Raw genomic sequence first — 16,791 nt, forward strand, 5'->3', positions numbered from 1 at the left:
GTTTAGACGGAAGGGAATCGCCCCTGGTGGGGCGTCCGGACTTCAAATCCGGGTGGGGCAGCGAGACTGTCCCGGGTGGGTTCGACTCCCATTCCCTTCCGCCAATTTCAAGCTACTCAGCGGGCAAAAGTTTCGAGATAATTCCACCTCTGCGCGACCGTCTGAAATGGGAAGGTTGGCTGAACCTGCCAGGGGGGATAATGAGCCACGCGGCATACGCCTACATTGAGAAGAGCTTCAACGCGCGGTACATCTCCGACTTTCCGCGTTATGGCGATGGCGGTCCCAGTCAGGCCATCAGCGGGCCGGCGGGGGCGGGCGCCGCTGGGCAGATCGGAATCACCATCGATACCGACCCCGGTCTGCTGGTCTGGATCAATGGCGTCCGGATCAGCAGCATCGAGGTGCTTTACGACGCAACACGGTTTTACGTCTCCCCCGCCGACTTGACCCTCAATCCGTCCTTCAACGTACCGATTAGGCGTGAAGGGGACGTGGGCATCACAACACTTTTCAAGCCGGCGCAACAAGCAGACATGCGCGAATACTTTTTGACGATTTTCCCCTACGCGGCGGGCAGCAAACCGGGTGCCGTGACGTTGTTGCCGCCGGACGTAATCAATAAGCCGGCGTGGCTAACCATGCGCGTGAAAGGCGGCTATAAGGAAACCGCCCTGTTTAAGAAGGCAGAAACCCGGCGGGATGGCTCCGGAGAGTTCACCTTCGAAAGCGTCACCCGCGGCGCGGTCTACTGACGGCGGGCAGTTCACGCCACACGCACCACCGGTTCCCCTTCCGTCACGCGGCCGATGATGCGGGCCATGGGATAGCCGGCGTCCACGATCTGGCGGCGGATCTCCTCCGCCCGTTGCGGCGCCACGGCGACCAGCAGGCCGCCGGAGGTCTGCGGGTCGGTCAGCAGGGCGCGGCGCCAGGGAGCCAAGTCGGGGGGCAGGCGCGTCTCCTCGCCATAGCTGGACCAGTTGCGGTTGGAGGCGCCGGTGATGAAGCCGGCCTGGGCTAATTGGGCGGCCTGGGACAGGAACGGCAAACGGTCCCACTCCACCGCCAGCGTCAGCCCGGCGCCCCGCGCCATCTCCAGGCCGTGGCCCAGCAGGCCGAAGCCGGTGACGTCGGTGATGGCGTGCACGTCGGGATCTTGCGCCAGGGTGGCGCCGACGCGGTTCAGCAAGGTGGTGCTGGCCACCATCTCGGCGTAGCCGGCGGCATCCAGCGTCTGCTTCTTGAAGGCGGCGGAATAGACGCCGACGCCCAGGCCCTTGGTCAGGATCAGGGCGTCGCCCGCCCTGGCCGTGGCGTTGCGGCGGATGGCCTGGGGCGGGGCGACGCCGATGACGGCCAGGCCGTAGATGGGCTCCCCTGAATCGATGGAATGGCCGCCGGCCACGGGAATGCCGGCCTCGGCGCAGATGCTGGCGCCGCCGGCCAGAATCTCCCGCACCACCTCGGGCGCCAGCTTGCCCAATGGCATGCCCAGGATGGCCAGCGCGAACAGGGGCCGGCCGCCCATGGCGTAGACGTCGGACAGCGCGTTGGTGGCGGCGATGCGGCCGAAGTCGCGCGGGTCGTCCACCACCGGCATGAAGAAGTCGGTGGTGGCGATGATGCAATGGCGGTCGTCCAGCTGCCAGACGGCGGCGTCGTCCCCCGTTTCCGTCCCCACCAGCAGGTTGGCGTAGCCGGCCGTCTGCGGCTGGCCCGCCAGCAGCTGCTGCAGCACCGCCGGCGCCAGCTTGCAGCCACACCCCCCACCGTGGGCGAGATCGGTCAAACGTATCGGGTCATTGGACATTTCTATCGCCTTCAATTGTATGGAAGACCGGTTTTTGTATTGTCTGCAGGCAAACCAACCGCATCGCAAATAAGGACATTGCCCTTATTTGCAAGCGGCGTTAAGACCGCAGTTGTTCGATCGAGGATGCCTATCGCCACGACACCCACCATCGGGGACGGCGATAGCGGGGCTCCCGACGCCGAACCGTGGCCCGGTCGGGTCCAAGACGTGGGGGACATGCCGCCCCCCGCGTGACCCAGCCTATGCCACGGACGCGCCCCATGGAACTGACAGCCGCGAAGTCATCGCCCGCCCCCGGACGCCCCCACCCCATGGTGGGAATCGCCATCGTCGCCCTGATCGCCATCGCCGGCCTGTTCTACGTGAAATGGTCGCCCTATTACGCCCGCGCCTTCGCGGCGGCGGCCAACCACGCCATCGGCAAGTCCATCCTGATGGGCACCGACGCCGCCGCCCCGGCCCCGTCGTGGGACGCGGCCGTGGGCTATGCCCTGGCCTATGGCAAGGCCATCTGGCAGGCCATGGTGCTGGGCCTGCTGCTGGGCTCCGCCATCCAGGCACTACTGCCCGTTACCTGGGTGGCGCGCCTGCTGGGCCGCACCGGCTTCGGCAGCGTGCTGGCCGGCGGCCTGCTGTCCCTGCCCGGCATGATGTGCACCTGCTGCGCCGCCCCGGTGGTCATGGGCCTGCGCCGTCAGCAGGCGGCGCCGGGGGCGGCCATGGCCTTCTGGCTGGGCAACACCGTGCTGAACCCCGCCACCCTGGTCTTCATCGGCTTCGTCCTGGGCTGGCAGTGGACGGGCCTGCGCCTGGCCCTGGGGCTGGTGATGGTGCTGGGCCTGGGCCTGCTGGCCAACCGCGTCAGCCCCATGCCCGATCAGGCAGCCGCCCTGCTGGCCCTGCAGGCGGAGGCGGAGGCGCAGAACCCCTTCGTCCGCTGGCTCAAAATCCTGGGCCGCATGGCCGTGCGCCTGATCCCGGAATACGTCGTCATCGTCCTGGCCTTAGGCGCCGCCCGCGCCTGGCTGTTTCCCGCCATCGGGCCGGAGATCGGCAACCAGTTCATCTGGATCGCCGCCTTCGCCATCGCCGGCACGCTGTTCGTCATCCCCACGGCGGGCGAAGTTCCCATCATCCAGGCCATGCTGTCGCTGGGCATGGGCGTGGGGCCGGCCGGCGCCCTGCTGATGACCCTGCCGCCCGTCAGCCTGCCGTCCATCGCCATGCTGCACCGCTCCTTCCCGCCCAAGGCGCTGGCCGCCGTCATCGCCGGCGTGGTGCTGCTGGGCATCGTCGGCGGCTATCTGGCGGTGGCGTTGTTCTAGCCCTCGCCCCCCGGGTCGCCCCCCGGGTCGCAACGCGGCCCCATGTAGCCCGGCAGGGCGGCGGCCAGGGCATCCACCGCCGCCCGCACCTTAAGGGGCAGGTGCGGCGTCTGCACCCACAGGGTATGGACATCATAGAGATATTCCGGCTGGTCCGGCAACACCGTCACCAGCGCGCCCGACGCCAGCTGTTCACGGATAAGCCAGGAGGGCAGCCAGGCCAGACCCATGCCGGCCACGGCCAGGTCGGCGATGGTCTCCAGATCGTCCAGCTGGATGCGGTGGCGGGGCAGCACCTCCACCGCCGGGCGCCCGTCGCGCGGGAACAGCCATTGCGGAATGCGGGCGGAGCGGCGGTAAATGATGCCCTCATGCCGGGCCAGGTCATCCAGATCCGTCGGTGCGCCATGCGCCGCAAGGTAGCCGGGGGCGGCGCAGACCACCATACGCTGGCGCGCCACGCGCCGGGCGATCAGGCCGGCGCGGTCGGCCAGGCCGCCGGTGCGGATGGCCAGATCGAACCCCTCCTCCACCAAATCGACCAGGCGATCGCCCAGCGACAAATCCAGCTCCAGCGCCGGATAACGCCGCGCCAGTTGCAGCAGCACGGGCACGACGCAGCGGCGCCCGAAATGCTCCGGCATGGTCACGCGCAGCCGGCCGCGCGGCTCCCCCAGCTGGTCGGCGGCCAGGGCGTCGGCCGCGTCCGCCTCCGCCAGCACGACGCGACAGCGCTCGTAATAGGCCCGGCCGAAATCCGTCAGGCTCTGCCGCCGTGTGGTGCGGTTCAGCAGCCGCACGCCCAGCCGTTCCTCCAGGAAACGGATGTGCTTGCCCACCATGGGGCCGGACACCCCCAGCGCTGACGCGGCGGCGGCGAAAGACCCCAGATCCACCGCCTTGACGAAGACGGCCATGCTGCCCAACCGGTCCATATTGAAAACCATTGGTTCGTAGTGTTCTGCATCCTAGCCCATTTATCCCACCTGGCGATCACGCTCATGTTCATTCCTGTCAATTGATTTGGAGTGAATGACCATGGCACGCGTTATCCGCTTTCATGAGCATGGCGGCCCCGAAGTCCTGCGTATCGAGGAGGCCGATGTGCCGCCCCCCGGCGTCGGGCAGGTGCAGATCCGCGTCAAGGCGCTGGGCCTGAACCGGGCGGAGTCCATGCTGCGCACCGGCGCCTATATCGAAACGGTGGAGAATTGGCCCAGCGGCCTGGGCTTCGAGGCGGCCGGCGAGGTGGCGGCCCTGGGCGCCGGCGTGGAAGGCCTCAAGGTTGGCGATGCCGTCAGCGTGGTGCCGCCGCCCTCACAGATCGAGTGGCCCGCCTACGCCGAACTGGCCAACTTTCCCCAGCATCTGGTGGTGAAGCACCCGGCCACCCTCAGCTGGGAAGAGGCCGCCGCCACCTGGATGCAGTACGTCACCGCCTATGGCGCCCTGATCGACTTGGCCAAGCTGGCGGCCGGCGATGTCGTCGTCATCACGGCGGCCAGCAGCAGCGTGGGCCTGGCCGCCATCCAGATCGCCCGCATGGTGGGTGCCACCCCCATCGCCGTCACCCGCACGCATGCCAAGCGCCAGGCCCTGCTGGAGGCCGGGGCCGCCTATGTCGTCGCATCGGCGGAGGAGGATTTGGAGGCGCGGCTGGCGGAGATCGCGGGGCCCGAGGGCGTGCGCGTGGTGTTCGACCCCATCGGCGGCCCCATCTTCACGCCTTTGACCGCCGCCATGGCCCGGGGCGGCATCCTGATCGAGTACGGCGCGCTGAGCCCCGAGCCGACGCCCTTCCCCCTGTTCACCGTGCTGGGCAAGAGCCTGACGCTGCGGGGATATCTGATCCACGAGATCACCACCGACCCCGCGCGGCTGGCGGCGGCCAAGGCCTTCGTGCTCAAGGGCCTGGAGTCCGGCGCGCTGAAGCCCATCATCGACCGCAGCTTCGCCTTCGACGACATCGTGGCGGCCCACCGCCACCTGGAATCGAACCAGCAGTTCGGCAAGCTGGTGGTGACGGTCTAAGGGAACCGGCCCCGATATCATCAACCGGGGCCGTCTCTCCCTACGCCAGCAGCAGCGGATTGGGCGCATGGCGCAGCCAGCCGACCTCGGCCACCATCAGATCCAGGCCCAGGCTGGCCAAATCGTCGGCATAGGGGTCCAGCCTGGGGTCCTTGGCCACGTACAGCATCTTGGCGTAGGTGTGGCAGTCGTCGCAGGTTTCCACCTGCACGGCGCCGTTCTCCCCCTCCACGCTTTTCAGCGACAGGTGGGCCGACTGCCCGCAGGTGATGCACACCGCCCGCACATGGTTCCAGGCGGTGGAGCAGAGGGAACAGTAGAGGTAGCGCACGCCGGGCGTGGAGCCCGAGGCGGTGATGACGCCCGCCACCGGGGTGGAACCGCAGCAGGGGCACAGGCCGCGTTCCGGCAGCAAATGCACCTGGGACTCGTCCAGGGTGGCGGCCAGCTTGGTGAAATAGACCTGCAGGGCCGCCGCGATGAAGACGGCGCGGCCGGCATCCTCCGGCGCGACGTTGCCGCTGAGGAAGTCGTTGGCCAGGTATTCCAGCGTGTCGCCGTCCACCTCGTTCAGGCTGTCGATGACGGAGGCCACCAGATCCGGCACCTCGGGCAGGCGGTCGAAATGGCGCAGGATCAGGGTCAGCGCCTCGCGCCAGACGATGTCGCGCTCATGGCCATCGGCGGCCAGGGGCGGCATGCCGGCGTCGGTGGCCGTGGCGACGTCGTCGGCGTCCGGGGCGGTCACGTCGATCATGTCGGCCGCCTCGTGCTGAGCCTGCGACAGCTCGCACAAAAACTCCAGCCACTGCGCCATGGGATGGTCGATCGCCAGCACGCCCAGCCGCCCGGAGGTACGGGCGAAGCGTGTGGACGGATCGGGCAGGATAATGGGGGCCGGCGCCGTCACCCCGCCTTGGGGGTTGCCGATCCACGGCGCCTTGGGCGCCACTTCACCCTGTCTCATGATCAGACTCCTGAAAAAGCACTCGGGGGCGAGGCCTGATCCGACCGCGCCCCCGATAGATAGGCCCTTTATACGCTCCATACCAACGGCATGAGGCTGCCCTCATGCCGTTGTAGGATGCGACCGCATCCGCCGGAGAGTTCCGGGGAGCGGAGCGGACTGGAACTCGAGGACCAGCCAAGCCCGCGGATGCGGGCGCCCGGCGCCTGAGGGAACTTTCAATAAACACTAATCGCGGAATTTGGCCGTGCTGTCCGACGTCGGCCCGGGGGAGCCGCTGGCGACCAGGCTGCGGAACCACTTGCGGTGATGCCGATGGGCCCAGCCGGGGGTGACCCAGCCGTGCAGCATGGCCCGCATGGAGCCCTTCACCCACAGCGCGGCGTAGACATGCGTGATCCAGATCAGGATGGCGCCTATAGCCCCCATGCTGTGGATCAGCACGGCGACGCGCTGCGTCTCGATGGAGGTGGCCTCCCCGAAATAAACCTCCCAGATCAGGATGCCGGTGACGAACAGCACCGGGATGATCAGCGCCATGCCCCAGAACACCACCTTCTGGCCGGCGTTGAAGCGGCCGACGGGCGGCACCTCCTCCTCCCGGTTGTCCAGCACCTTGTCCAGCGACTTGGCCCACTCCACGTCGTCGCGGTTCCACAGGTTGTCCCGCCAGAACTGGATGAACAGGCCCAGGAAGCTGACGATCAGGCACACGCCCAGCCAGGGGTGCAGCGCCCGCATCCATTGTCCGCTGCCGAACAGGTTCGACAGCCAGAAGAACACGGGATGGAACATGGCCAGGCCCGACAGGGTCAGCAGCACGAAGCAGAGCCCGGTGATCCAGTGGTTCACCCGGGTCAGGGTGGAATTACGGACGATGGTTCCCTTGGGATAGCTCATGACGTCGCACTCCCTTCCCCCTTGGCCCCGTTCCCCCCACTCCGTTTTGCCTTCTCCATTTCCAACCGGGCATGGGCCTCATCGGCTTCCGTCGTCTCATTGGGGCCGGAGACGATGGAATGGACGAAGGCGCCCACGGCGGCGAAGGCCAGGCCGGCCAGGGCCACCGGCTTCAGGAAGCCCTTCCACGCCCCCACCAGCGCGCTGATGTGGGGCTTGTCCGGCAGGCCGGAGTAAAGCGAGGGCTTGTCGGCGTGGTGCAGCACGTACATGACGTGCGTGCCGCCCACCTCCGGCGGGTCATAGAGGCCGGCGTTCTGGAAGCCGCGTTCCTTCAGTTCGGCGATGCGCTCGCCCGCCCAGTCCTTCATGTCGTCCTTGGAGCCGAACATGATGGCCCCAGTGGGGCAGGTCTTCACGCAGGCCGGCTCCAGCCCCACGCCCACGCGGTCGGAACACAAGGTGCACTTGTACGACTTGTGGTCCTGGGCGCTGATGCGCGGGATGTTGAAGGGGCAGCCCTTCACGCAATAACCGCAGCCGATGCAGTTCTCGCTGATGAAGTCGACGATGCCGTTGGCGTACTGGACGATGGCGCCCGGGGCTGGGCAGGCCTTGAGGCAGCCCGGATCCTCGCAGTGCATGCAGCCGTCCTTGCGGATCAGCCACTCCAGGTTCCCCTGCTCGTCCTCATACTCGGCGAACCGCATCAGGGTCCAGGTGCCGGGGTTGAGGTCGTGCGGGTTCTCGTACGCGCCCTGGAACTCCTCCATCTCCGGCCGCAGGTTGTTCCATTCCATGCAGGCGGACTGGCAGGCCTTGCAGCCGATGCAGCGGCTGACGTCGATCAGCTTGGCCACCTCAAGCTCATGGTGGCGCGCCGAGGGCGGCGTCAGGTTGGTGGCCGACCGGCGGATGTAGTCTTGGGATTGCAGGTCGGCCATCACAGGCTCCCCACCTTGGTGAGCGACTTCGGCACCCCTTGGGCGTCACGCGGCCCCTGGGCCACGTCCACCGCGGGGGGCGCGCTGGTCTTCTCGATGTTGAGCAGGAAGGCCTTGAACTCCGGCGTGTTGGTGTTGGCGTCGCCCACGAACGGCGTCAGGGTGTTGGCGCCGTAGCCCTTGCGGGCCACGCCGGTGAAGCCCCAGTGGATGGGGCAGCCGATGACGTGGGTCGGCTTGCCGTCCACCATCAGCGGCTTGATGCGCTTGGTCACGAAGGCCTTGCAGATCACCTGGCCGCGCTTGGACGACACCTTGACCCAGCCGCCCTGCTCGATGCCCTTCTCCTTGGCCAGGGCCTCGCCGATCTCCACGAATTCCTCCGGCTGGAGGATGGCGTTGATCAGCGAATGCTTGGTCCAATAGTGGAAGTGCTCGGTCAGGCGGTAGGTGGTGCCGACATAGGGGAAGTCCTGCGCCGTGCCCATGGCCTTGCGGTCGTTGGGGAAGACGCGGGCGGCCGGGTTGCTCTTCACCTTGGGGTGAAGCACGTTCTCAGCCGGGCTTTCGAATGGCTCGTAATGCTCGGGGAACGGGCCCTCGACCATCAGGCCCCGGGCGAACAGGCGACCCTGCCCTTCCTGGTTCATGATGAAGGGGCCGACCCCGTCCTGCGGCTTCACGGTCGGGCCATAGTCCGGCACGTCGAAGCCCACCCACTTGGACCCGTTCCACTGGATGACGGGCTTGTGCGGGTTCCACGCCTTGCCGTCCAGGTCGGCGCTGGCGCGGTTGTACAGAATGCGGCGGTTGGCGGGCCAAGCCCACGCCCAGTTGGGGGCGATGCCGGCGTCGCGCGGGTCCGACGCGTCGCGCCGGGCCATCTGGTTGCCCTTCTCCGTCCAGCAGCCGGCGAAAATCCAGCAGCCGGACATGGTCGTGCCGTCGTCGCGCAGCTGGGCGAAACCATCCAGCTGCTGCCCCGCCTTCAGCACCACCGCACCCGTGTCGTCCTTGATGTCGACCAGGGCGCGGCCGTTCATCTCCCGCGCCAGCTCGGCCGGTTGCGGCTCCGCCGGGTCGGCATAGGACCAACTGAGGTTCAGGATGGGGTCGGGGAAGGCGCCACCGTCCTTGGCGTACATGGACTTCAGGCGGTGATACAGCCCAGCCATGATCCACAGGTCGGGCTTGGCCTCGCCCGGCGCGTCCGCCGCCTTCCAGTGCCATTGCAGCCAGCGGGCGGAGTTGACGAGCGAGCCATCCTCCTCCGCGAAGCAGGTGGTGGGCAGCTGGAACACCTCGGTCTGGATCTCGGCCGGCTTGGACGGGTTCTGCGGCCCGTAATCCTGCCAGAAGTTGGCCGTCTCCGTATCCAGCGGGTCGATAACCACCAGATACTTCAGCTTGGACAGGCTGCGACGGATTTTGCCCCGGTCGGGGAAGGCCTGCATGGGGTTGAAGCCCTGGCAGATGTAGCCGTTCATCTGCCCATTATCCATGCGCTCGAACGCGCGCAGCACGTCGTAGCCGTCCACGTCCAGCTTGGGCAGCCAGTCGTAGGCCCAGTTGTTCTCGGCCTTGGCGGCATCGCCATACAGGGCCTTCTGGAAGCTGACGAAGAACTTGCGGTAGTTCTGCCAGTAGCTGGTCTGCCCTGGCCGCAGCGGCTTGAACTGCTTGGTCTCCAGATACTTGTCCAGGGTGACGTCCGAATCTTTCGGAATGGTCATGTAGCCTGGCATCAGGTTGGACATCAGGCCGACGTCGGTCAGGCCCTGGATGTTGGAATGACCGCGCAGCGCGTTCATGCCGCCACCGGCGACGCCGATGTTGCCCAGCAGCAGCTGCACCATGGCCATGGCGCGGATGTTCTGCGCCCCCACGGAATGCTGCGTCCACCCCAGCGCGAACAGGCTGGTCAGCGCCTTGTCCGGCGCCGCCGTGCTAGCGAAGATCTTGCAGATCTCCAGGTACTTGTCCTGCGGCGTGCCGCAGATGCGGGACACCAACTCGGGCGTGTACCGGGCGACATGCTGCTTCAGCAGGTTGATAACGCAGCGCGGATGCTGCCAGGTGTCGTCGGACTTGGCGTAGCCCTGCTCATCCAGCTCGTAATCCCAGCTGGACTTGTCGTAGCTGCGCTTTTCCTCGTTATAGCCGGTGAACAGCCCATCCTCGAAGCCATAGCCTTCCTTAACGATCAGGCTGGCGTTGGTGTAGGCCTTCACATAGGCGTGCTGGATCGCATAGTTCTCCAGCAGGTAGCGCATGACGCCGCTGAGGAAAGCGATATCGGTGCCCGGCCGGATCGGGGCGTAAACGTCGGCCACGGAGGCCGTGCGGGTGAAGCGGGGATCGACAACGACCAGCTTGGCCTTGTTCTCGATCTTGGCCTCGATCACCCATTTGAAACCACAAGGATGCGCCTCGGCGGCATTGCCGCCCATCACCAGCACGACATTGGCGTTCTTAATGTCCTGCCAGGTGTTGGTCATCGCACCGCGACCGAATGTTGGGGCCAAACTGGCCACCGTCGGTCCGTGTCAGACACGCGCCTGGTTGTCGAATGCCAACATGCCCAGCGAGCGGGCGACCTTCCACGTGGCGTAGGCCGTCTCGCTGGAGGACGCGGAGGCCGCCAGCATGCCGGTGGACAGCCACCGGTTGACCGTGTCGCCCGCCGCGTTCTTCTCCACGAAGTTGGCGTCGCGGTCCTGCTTCATCAGGGTGGCGATGCGGTCCAGGGCGAAATCCCAGCTGACCTCCTTCCACTCCGTGGCACCGGCGGCGCGGTACTTCGGAACCGTCAGGCGGCCCGGGGCGCGGACGATGTCCAGCAGGCCGGCGCCCTTGGGGCACAGCGTGCCGCGGTTGACGGGATGGTCCGGATCACCCTCGATATGGATGACCGAGGACTTCACGTTCTTCGCGCGATCGCCCTGGCTGTAGATGAGGATGCCGCAGGCCACCGAGCAATAGGTGCAGGTGTTGCGGGTTTCGGTGGCGGCGGTCAACCTGAAGGGCCGGACCGAGGCCGCCAGCGCGGTGCCCGCCGAGCCGAAGCCCAGCGCGCCCATGCTGGAGACCGCCAGTCCCGCGCCGGTCAGCTTGATAAAGCCGCGACGACTGAGATCCATGTCTCACACGCTCCCGTGAAAATCGGCCCTGCCAAACGCCGAAGCCGCCCGGGAAGGGCAAGCAGACGCCGGCAGACGGATACATGCATCATAAGACGCGGCCGCAGCCCGTCAAGTTATTGGCGGTGAATTTCTCGGGCGGCGAATGAAGACGGCTCCATTGATAACCGTTCTCATTAACTAAATTCAGAAAATTGGTTGCGTCATGCGCAAAGTTTATTACCCAACCAAAGGTATTCCGCGTCCGCTACCTGAAACGCGACGTTCTAGGTGCGCTATATTTCAACAAATATAACGATGCCCTCCCTAAAACCGGGATGGGGCAAGGGCCCGGTGCCTGTGATGAGCGCCCTTGCCCCTGGCCTCATCGTTTTGCCACCCTGGCCGCTTCCCCGGATGAGGAGCTTGCCGCCATGACCGGCACTGCCACGTTTGCGTTCAGGTACCTGCCCTCCCCCGTCGGACGGCTGACCCTGCTGGCCGGCGATGAGGGTCTGGCAGCCATCCTGTGGGAGAATGACCGGCCGGGCCGGGTGCGGCTGGGTCCGCTGGTCCCGGCCCCCGACCATCCGGTGTTGAATGAGGCCGAACGACAGTTGTGGGCCTACTTCGGCAAGGAGTTGACGGTGTTCGACGTGCCGCTGTCCTTCGCCGGCACGGATTTCCAGAAACAGGTGTGGCAGGCGCTGCTGACCATCCCCTATGGCGAGGTGCGCAGCTACAGCGACATCGCCCGGCAGATCGGCAAGCCTGCGGCGGTGCGGGCGGTGGGGGCCGCCAATGGGCGCAACCCCATCTCCATCATCGCGCCCTGCCACCGGGTGGTGGGCATGGACGGTACCCTGACCGGCTTCGCCGGCGGGCTGGAAGCCAAGGACTACTTGCTGACGCTGGAAGGACGCCGCCCCGCCCGCCGCCCGGCAGTCACGGGCGACCTGTTCGCGACTGCCGGATAGACGCCCTCACCGCGCGTCCGCCATATCCCGGGGCACGTCCCGGGATATGGTCCAGCCGCCGCCCAGCGCCCGGTACGTGGCCACCAGGTCCTGCGCCACCTGGATGCGGCTCTGGGCCAGCTGGTCCTCCGCCTCCAGCTGGGTGCGTTGGGCATCCAGCACGGTCAGGAAATTGTCGGCGCCGTAGCGGTAGCGCGTGGCCGCCAGGCTGGCGGCCCGGGTGCTGGCCGTGGCGGCGGTGTCCAGCGAGGCGCGCCGCGACCGTTCCTGGGCGTAGCGGGCCAGCGCCGTCTCCGCCTCCTGCCAGGCGGTCAGCACCGCCTTCTGGAAGTTGGCCGCCGCCTGGTCGGTGTTGGCGTTGGCCTCGCGGATGCGGGCATAGAGGGCGGCGTCGAACAGCGGCAGGCTGACACTGGGCCCGATGCCGTAGGTGAAGGCGCCGCGCGCGCCCAGGTCCCCCGGCTGCAAAGCCTGCACCCCCACCGACCCGGTGAGGGAGATCTTGGGGTAGAGGTCGGCGGTGGCGACGCCGATGCGGGCGGTGGCCGCCGCCAGGGCCCGTTCGGCCGCCGCCACGTCGGCCCGACGGCCCAGCAGGGTGGCGGGCGTGCCCACGGCCACGCTGTCGGGCAGGTCGGGCAGCGGGGCCGGCGTGTCGAGCAGGCTGAGCAGCGCCCCAGGCTCCCGCCCCGTCAGGGTGGCCAGGATGTGCTCATCCGCCGCCACCGTGGCGCGCAGGGGCGGGATGGAGGCCAGGGTGGTTTCCAGCTGCGCCTGGGCGCGGGCGATGTCCAGGTCGGTGCCCCGGCCGGCGTCGCTGAGGGTGTGGGTCAGGTCGAAGGTGCCGCGCTGGTTCTCCGCGTTGCGCAGGGCGACGGACAGGCGCAGCTGGGCGCCCCGCAGGTCGACATAGGTGCTGGCCACGTCGGCGATGATGACGGTCAGCACCTGGTGGCGCAGCGCCTCCGCCCGCGCGCTGTCCGCCTCCGCCGCCTCAATGGCCCGCCGCACCTGGCCGAACAGGTCGATCTCCCACGACAGGCTGCCGCCGGCGGTGGTGACGTTGCTGTCGGGCAATTGCGCGTTGGGCTGGCCCTGCTGCGTGGCCGCGGCGGCGCGCGCCCGGCTGTAGCTGGCGCTGGCGCCCAGGGAGGGCAGGTTGCGGGCGCCCACCGCCTCCGCTTCCGCCCGGGCGGCGCGGACGGCGGCGTCGGCCGCCTTCAGGTCCAGGTTGGCCTTGACGGCGTCGGCCACCAGCTGGTCCAGCACCGGGTCGCCCAGCTGGCGCCACCATTCCTCCAGCGGTTCCTCCGCCTTCAGCATGTCGGCCGCCTGGATCGCGGCACTGCCGGGCGCGGTGCCGGCGCGGGTGAAGGCTGCGCCGGCGGCGGCCGGGCTGGCGGGCGCCTGGTAATCCGGGCCCACGGTGATGCAACCGGCCAGCGGCAGCAGGCAGACCGACAGGGCCAACAGGGTGCGATAGGTGCGCATGGATCGATCCCCCTTCCCCATCAGGCCGTATGATGGCCAGGTGAACCGGCATGCGGTGGTGGCGTTTCTTCCCGCTTGCCGAAACGCCGCTGGCCCCACAGCGCCAGCCAGCGGCAGACGACGTAGAACACGGGCGTGAACAACAGGCCAAAGAAGGTGACGCCCAGCATGCCGAAGAAGACGGCGGTGCCCAGGGCCTGCCGCATCTCTGACCCGGCGCCCGAGGCGTTGACCAGCGGCACCACGCCCAGGATGAAGGCGAAGGAGGTCATAAGGATGGGGCGCAGGCGCGTGCGGGCCGCGCGCACCGCCGCCTGGAAGCGGTCCATCCCCTCCTCCTCATCCTGCTTGGCGAATTCCACGATCAGGATGGCGTTCTTGGCCGCCAGGCCCACCAGCACCACCAGGCCGATCTGGGTCAGGATGTTGTTGTCCATGCCCCGCAGATTGACGCCGGAGATAGCGGTCAGCAGGCACATGGGCACGATCAGGATGACCGACAGCGGTAGCATCCAGCTTTCATACAGGGCGGCCAGCAGCAGGTAGACGAACACCACGGCCAGGCCGAAGGCGATGGGGGCGGTGTTGCCGGCGATGATCTGCTGGAAGGTCAGCTCCGTCCATTCGATGGCGAAGCCGTCCGGCAGGCGCTGCTGCGCCAGCTGTTGCACGGCGGCGATGGCCTGGCCGGTGGAATACCCCGGCGCGGGCGACCCCTGCAGTTCCGCCGCCGGATACAAGTTGTAGCGCGGCACGCGGTAGGGCCCCGTCACGTCGCGGAAGGTGGCGACGGAGCCCAGGGGCACCAGCCCCCCGCTGTCGGAGCGCGTGCGCAGGTAGGCGATGTCGCGCACGCTGGTGCGGTCGGCGCCGTCGGCCTGCGCCGTCACCCGGTAGGTGCGGCCCAGCAGGTTGAAGTCGTTGACGAAGGCCGATCCCAGATAGACGTTCAGCGTGTCGAAGATGCGCGATGGCGGCACGCCCAGCATGTCGGCCTTCACCCGGTCGATGTCGGCGTACACCTGCGGCGTGCGGGTGTTGTACAGGCTGAAGACGTTGGCCAGGCCCGGCGTCTGGTTGGCCGCCAGCATCATGTCCTGCGTGGCGTCGGCCAGGGCCTGCAAGCCGCGCGAGCGTCTGTCCTCGATATAGAGCTTGAACCCGCCGGACGAGCCGATGCCCGGCACGGTGGGCGGCGGGATCAGCAGGATCAGGGCGCCGTCAACCTGCTGTATCGTCTTCTGCAGGTCGGAGAAGATGCCCTGGGTGGTCAGGCTGCCACGCTCCGCGAACGGCGTGGTGGCGACGAAGACGGCGCCGGCGTTGGGGGCGTTGGTAAAGGTGGCGCCGTCGAAGCCGGCGAAGCCCACGGTGTGGGCGACACCCGGCCGCTTGCTCAGCAGGTCCTGGACATGGCGCAGGATGGCGTCCGTCCGGGCGAGGGAGGAGCCCGGCGGCAGCTGGATGACGGTGATGAAATAGCCCTGGTCCTGCGCCGGGATGAAGCCCGTGGGCGTGCGGGAAATAAGGCCGCCGCCCAGCACGATCAGGCCGGCATAGACCACCAGCACGACGGTGGCCAGGCGCACGAGATGGCCTGTCAGCCGGCCGTAGCGCTCCGACAGCCAATCGAAGCCGCGATTGAAGCCGCCGAAGAACCGCGCCACCGGGTGGAAGCCCCGCCGGGGGGCCGCATGCTCCTGGACGTGCGGCTTCAAGAGCAGGGCGGCCAGGGCCGGGCTCAGCGTCTGCGACACCAGCATGGAGATGACGGTGGCGGCGGCGATGGTGACGCCGAACTGGCGGTAGAACTCGCCCGCGATGCCGGTGAGGAAGGCCGTGGGCAGGAAGACGGCCGTCAGCACCAGGGCGATGGCGACCAGGGCGCCGCCGACCTCGTCCATGGTGCGGTGTGCGGCCTCACGCGGGGACAGACCCTGGGCCAGGTTGCGCTCCACATTCTCCACCACCACGATGGCGTCGTCGACGACGATGCCGATGGCCAGCACCAGCCCGAAGAGGGACAGGTTGTTGAGGGAGAAACCCACCGCCGCCATGACGGCGAAGGTGCCGATGAGCGAGATGGGAATGGCGATGACGGGGATCAGGGCCGCCCGCCACGATTGCAGGAAGACGATGACGACGATGACCACCAGCACCACCGCCTCGAAGATGGTGTGGTAGACCTCCTTCACCGATTCCGCGATGTAGTTGGTCGGGTTGTAGACCACCTTGTAGGCCATGCCCTTGGGCATGTCGTGGCTCATCGTCTCCATGGACGACAGCACGTTGGCCGCCGTCTTCAGGGCGTTGGAGCCCGGGCGCTGGTAGATCAGGATGGCCGCCGCCCGCTGGCCATCGACGTAGGAATAGGTGTTGTAGTCCTGCGCGCCCAGTTCCACCCAGCCCACGTCGCGCACGCGGGTGACGCGGCCCTGGGCGTCGGACTTGATGACGATGTCGGCGAACTGGCTGGGGTCGGTCAGGCGGCCCAGGGTCTGCACCTGCACCTCGAAGGCGCTGGGCTTGGGCACGGGCGGGTGGTTCAGCTGGCCCGAGGCCACCTGCACGTTGTTGCCCTGCAGCGCCTGCACCACCTCCGCCGTGGTCAGGCCGCGGGCCTGCACCTTCTCCGGATCCAGCCAGACGCGCATGGAATAGTCGCCGGCGCCGCGGATGCGGGCGTCGCCCACGCCGTCCAGACGGGCCAGCGGGTCGCGCACCTGCAAGGTGGCGTAGTTGGAGATGTAGAGCTGGTCCAGGCTGTCATCCGGGGAATAGAGGTGGATGACCATCATCAGGTTGGGGGAGTTCTTGCGCGTGGTGACGCCCAGGCGGTTCACCTCGTCCGGCAGGTGCGGCTGCGCCACCGACACGCGGTTCTGCACCAGCACCTGGGCCTTGTCAATGTCGGTGCCCAGCTTGAAGGTGATGGTCAGCGACAGGCCGCCGTCGCCCGTGTTCTGGGAGACCATGTACAGCATGTCGTCGACGCCGTTGATCTCCTGTTCCAGCGGCGCCGCCACGGTGTTGGCCACCGTCTCGGCCGAGGCGCCGGGGTATGTCGCCGTCACGACCACGGTGGGGGGCGCCACCTCGGGATACTGCGCCACCGGCAGGGCGAAATAGGCCAGGCCGCCGATCAGCGTGATCAGGATGGAGATCACGCAGGCGAAGATGGGCCGGTCGATGAAGAAGTGGGAGAACTTCATGGCGCGGCC

Annotated in this window: 13 protein-coding genes and 1 tRNA gene; 5 read left to right on the forward strand and 9 right to left on the reverse strand. The window is 67.7% G+C overall.

The window, feature by feature from the left end:
- The first annotated feature begins 8 nt into the window (after positions 1-8).
- A tRNA-Sec gene (locus FBZ88_RS27045) sits at positions 9-104 on the forward strand.
- 96 nt (positions 105-200) lie between these two features.
- On the forward strand, positions 201-755 hold the full coding sequence (locus tag FBZ88_RS27050; protein WP_145620111.1) for a hypothetical protein: 555 nt from the start codon (positions 201-203) through the stop codon (positions 753-755).
- Positions 756-766: 11 nt separating this feature from the next.
- Here FBZ88_RS27050 and selD read toward each other — a convergent pair whose 3' ends face one another.
- Entirely contained in the window at positions 767-1,813 is a 1,047-nt protein-coding gene (gene selD, locus FBZ88_RS27055; protein ID WP_145620112.1) for a selenide, water dikinase SelD, read from the reverse strand.
- A gap of 263 nt (positions 1,814-2,076) precedes the next feature.
- Here selD and FBZ88_RS27060 point away from each other — a divergent pair, with 263 nt between their 5' ends.
- Positions 2,077-3,141, forward strand: a complete 1,065-nt coding sequence (locus FBZ88_RS27060) for a permease (protein WP_211102814.1) — start codon at positions 2,077-2,079, stop codon at positions 3,139-3,141.
- On the opposite strand, the gene FBZ88_RS27065 is transcribed toward FBZ88_RS27060, so the two are convergent.
- Entirely contained in the window at positions 3,138-4,058 is a 921-nt protein-coding gene (locus tag FBZ88_RS27065) for a LysR family transcriptional regulator (RefSeq protein WP_246138885.1), read from the reverse strand. The two genes, FBZ88_RS27060 and FBZ88_RS27065, sit on opposite strands and share 4 nt — an antisense overlap.
- A gap of 121 nt (positions 4,059-4,179) precedes the next feature.
- Between FBZ88_RS27065 and FBZ88_RS27070 the strand changes: the two genes are divergently transcribed.
- Entirely contained in the window at positions 4,180-5,172 is a 993-nt protein-coding gene (locus FBZ88_RS27070) for a zinc-dependent alcohol dehydrogenase family protein (protein WP_145620114.1), read from the forward strand.
- 40 nt (positions 5,173-5,212) lie between these two features.
- On the opposite strand, the gene fdhE is transcribed toward FBZ88_RS27070, so the two are convergent.
- The 5 genes from fdhE to FBZ88_RS31620 form a co-directional block, all read right to left on the reverse strand.
- Positions 5,213-6,139, reverse strand: a complete 927-nt coding sequence (fdhE, locus tag FBZ88_RS27075) for a formate dehydrogenase accessory protein FdhE (RefSeq protein ID WP_145620115.1) — start codon at positions 6,137-6,139, stop codon at positions 5,213-5,215.
- 228 nt (positions 6,140-6,367) lie between these two features.
- Positions 6,368-7,039, reverse strand: a complete 672-nt coding sequence (locus FBZ88_RS27080) for a formate dehydrogenase subunit gamma (RefSeq protein ID WP_145620116.1) — start codon at positions 7,037-7,039, stop codon at positions 6,368-6,370.
- Complete coding sequence (fdxH, locus tag FBZ88_RS27085) at positions 7,036-7,983, reverse strand: formate dehydrogenase subunit beta (RefSeq protein WP_145620117.1); 948 nt, start codon at positions 7,981-7,983, stop codon at positions 7,036-7,038. The genes FBZ88_RS27080 and fdxH overlap by 4 nt, the downstream gene beginning before the upstream one ends.
- Positions 7,983-10,517: a formate dehydrogenase-N subunit alpha gene (gene fdnG / locus FBZ88_RS27090; RefSeq protein ID WP_484213846.1), complete on the reverse strand. Its 2,535-nt coding sequence runs from the start codon at positions 10,515-10,517 to the stop codon at positions 7,983-7,985. The genes fdxH and fdnG overlap by 1 nt, the downstream gene beginning before the upstream one ends.
- Before the next feature lie 12 nt (positions 10,518-10,529).
- The gene (locus FBZ88_RS31620) at positions 10,530-11,123 is read right to left on the reverse strand and encodes a hypothetical protein (RefSeq protein WP_484213847.1); all 594 of its coding nucleotides are present in this window, start codon (positions 11,121-11,123) and stop codon (positions 10,530-10,532) included.
- A gap of 413 nt (positions 11,124-11,536) precedes the next feature.
- Between FBZ88_RS31620 and FBZ88_RS27095 the strand changes: the two genes are divergently transcribed.
- Positions 11,537-12,079, forward strand: coding sequence for a methylated-DNA--[protein]-cysteine S-methyltransferase (locus tag FBZ88_RS27095; RefSeq protein WP_145620119.1), 543 nt, complete (start codon positions 11,537-11,539; stop codon positions 12,077-12,079).
- A 6-nt stretch (positions 12,080-12,085) separates the two neighbouring features.
- Here the strand turns inward: FBZ88_RS27095 and FBZ88_RS27100 are convergent, their stop codons facing one another.
- Positions 12,086-13,570, reverse strand: a complete 1,485-nt coding sequence (locus tag FBZ88_RS27100; protein ID WP_186464617.1) for an efflux transporter outer membrane subunit — start codon at positions 13,568-13,570, stop codon at positions 12,086-12,088.
- 20 nt (positions 13,571-13,590) lie between these two features.
- A complete protein-coding gene (locus FBZ88_RS27105) occupies positions 13,591-16,782 on the reverse strand; it encodes an efflux RND transporter permease subunit (protein WP_145620121.1) in 3,192 nt (1,063 codons plus the stop codon).
- Between the last annotated feature and the right edge of the window lie 9 nt (positions 16,783-16,791).

Origin of the sequence: Nitrospirillum bahiense (genome assembly GCF_007828025.1) — a bacterium.
Classification (GTDB): Bacteria; Pseudomonadota; Alphaproteobacteria; order Azospirillales; family Azospirillaceae; genus Nitrospirillum; species Nitrospirillum amazonense.

Excerpts from the sequence above, each read along its gene's own strand:
- FBZ88_RS27060 (WP_211102814.1), top strand. The coding sequence starts at position 2,077 with ATGGAACTGACAGCCGCGAAGTCATCGCCCGCCCCCGGACGCCCCCAC.
- FBZ88_RS27100 (WP_186464617.1), bottom strand. The coding sequence starts at position 13,570 with ATGCGCACCTATCGCACCCTGTTGGCCCTGTCGGTCTGCCTGCTGCCG.
- fdhE (WP_145620115.1), bottom strand. The coding sequence starts at position 6,139 with ATGAGACAGGGTGAAGTGGCGCCCAAGGCGCCGTGGATCGGCAACCCC.
- FBZ88_RS27105 (WP_145620121.1), bottom strand. The coding sequence starts at position 16,782 with ATGAAGTTCTCCCACTTCTTCATCGACCGGCCCATCTTCGCCTGCGTG.
- FBZ88_RS27080 (WP_145620116.1), bottom strand. The coding sequence starts at position 7,039 with ATGAGCTATCCCAAGGGAACCATCGTCCGTAATTCCACCCTGACCCGG.
- FBZ88_RS31620 (WP_484213847.1), bottom strand. The coding sequence starts at position 11,123 with ATGGATCTCAGTCGTCGCGGCTTTATCAAGCTGACCGGCGCGGGACTG.
- selD (WP_145620112.1), bottom strand. The coding sequence starts at position 1,813 with ATGTCCAATGACCCGATACGTTTGACCGATCTCGCCCACGGTGGGGGG.
- FBZ88_RS27095 (WP_145620119.1), top strand. The coding sequence starts at position 11,537 with ATGACCGGCACTGCCACGTTTGCGTTCAGGTACCTGCCCTCCCCCGTC.
- FBZ88_RS27050 (WP_145620111.1), top strand. The coding sequence starts at position 201 with ATGAGCCACGCGGCATACGCCTACATTGAGAAGAGCTTCAACGCGCGG.
- fdxH (WP_145620117.1), bottom strand. The coding sequence starts at position 7,983 with ATGGCCGACCTGCAATCCCAAGACTACATCCGCCGGTCGGCCACCAAC.
- FBZ88_RS27065 (WP_246138885.1), bottom strand. The coding sequence starts at position 4,058 with ATGGCCGTCTTCGTCAAGGCGGTGGATCTGGGGTCTTTCGCCGCCGCC.
- FBZ88_RS27070 (WP_145620114.1), top strand. The coding sequence starts at position 4,180 with ATGGCACGCGTTATCCGCTTTCATGAGCATGGCGGCCCCGAAGTCCTG.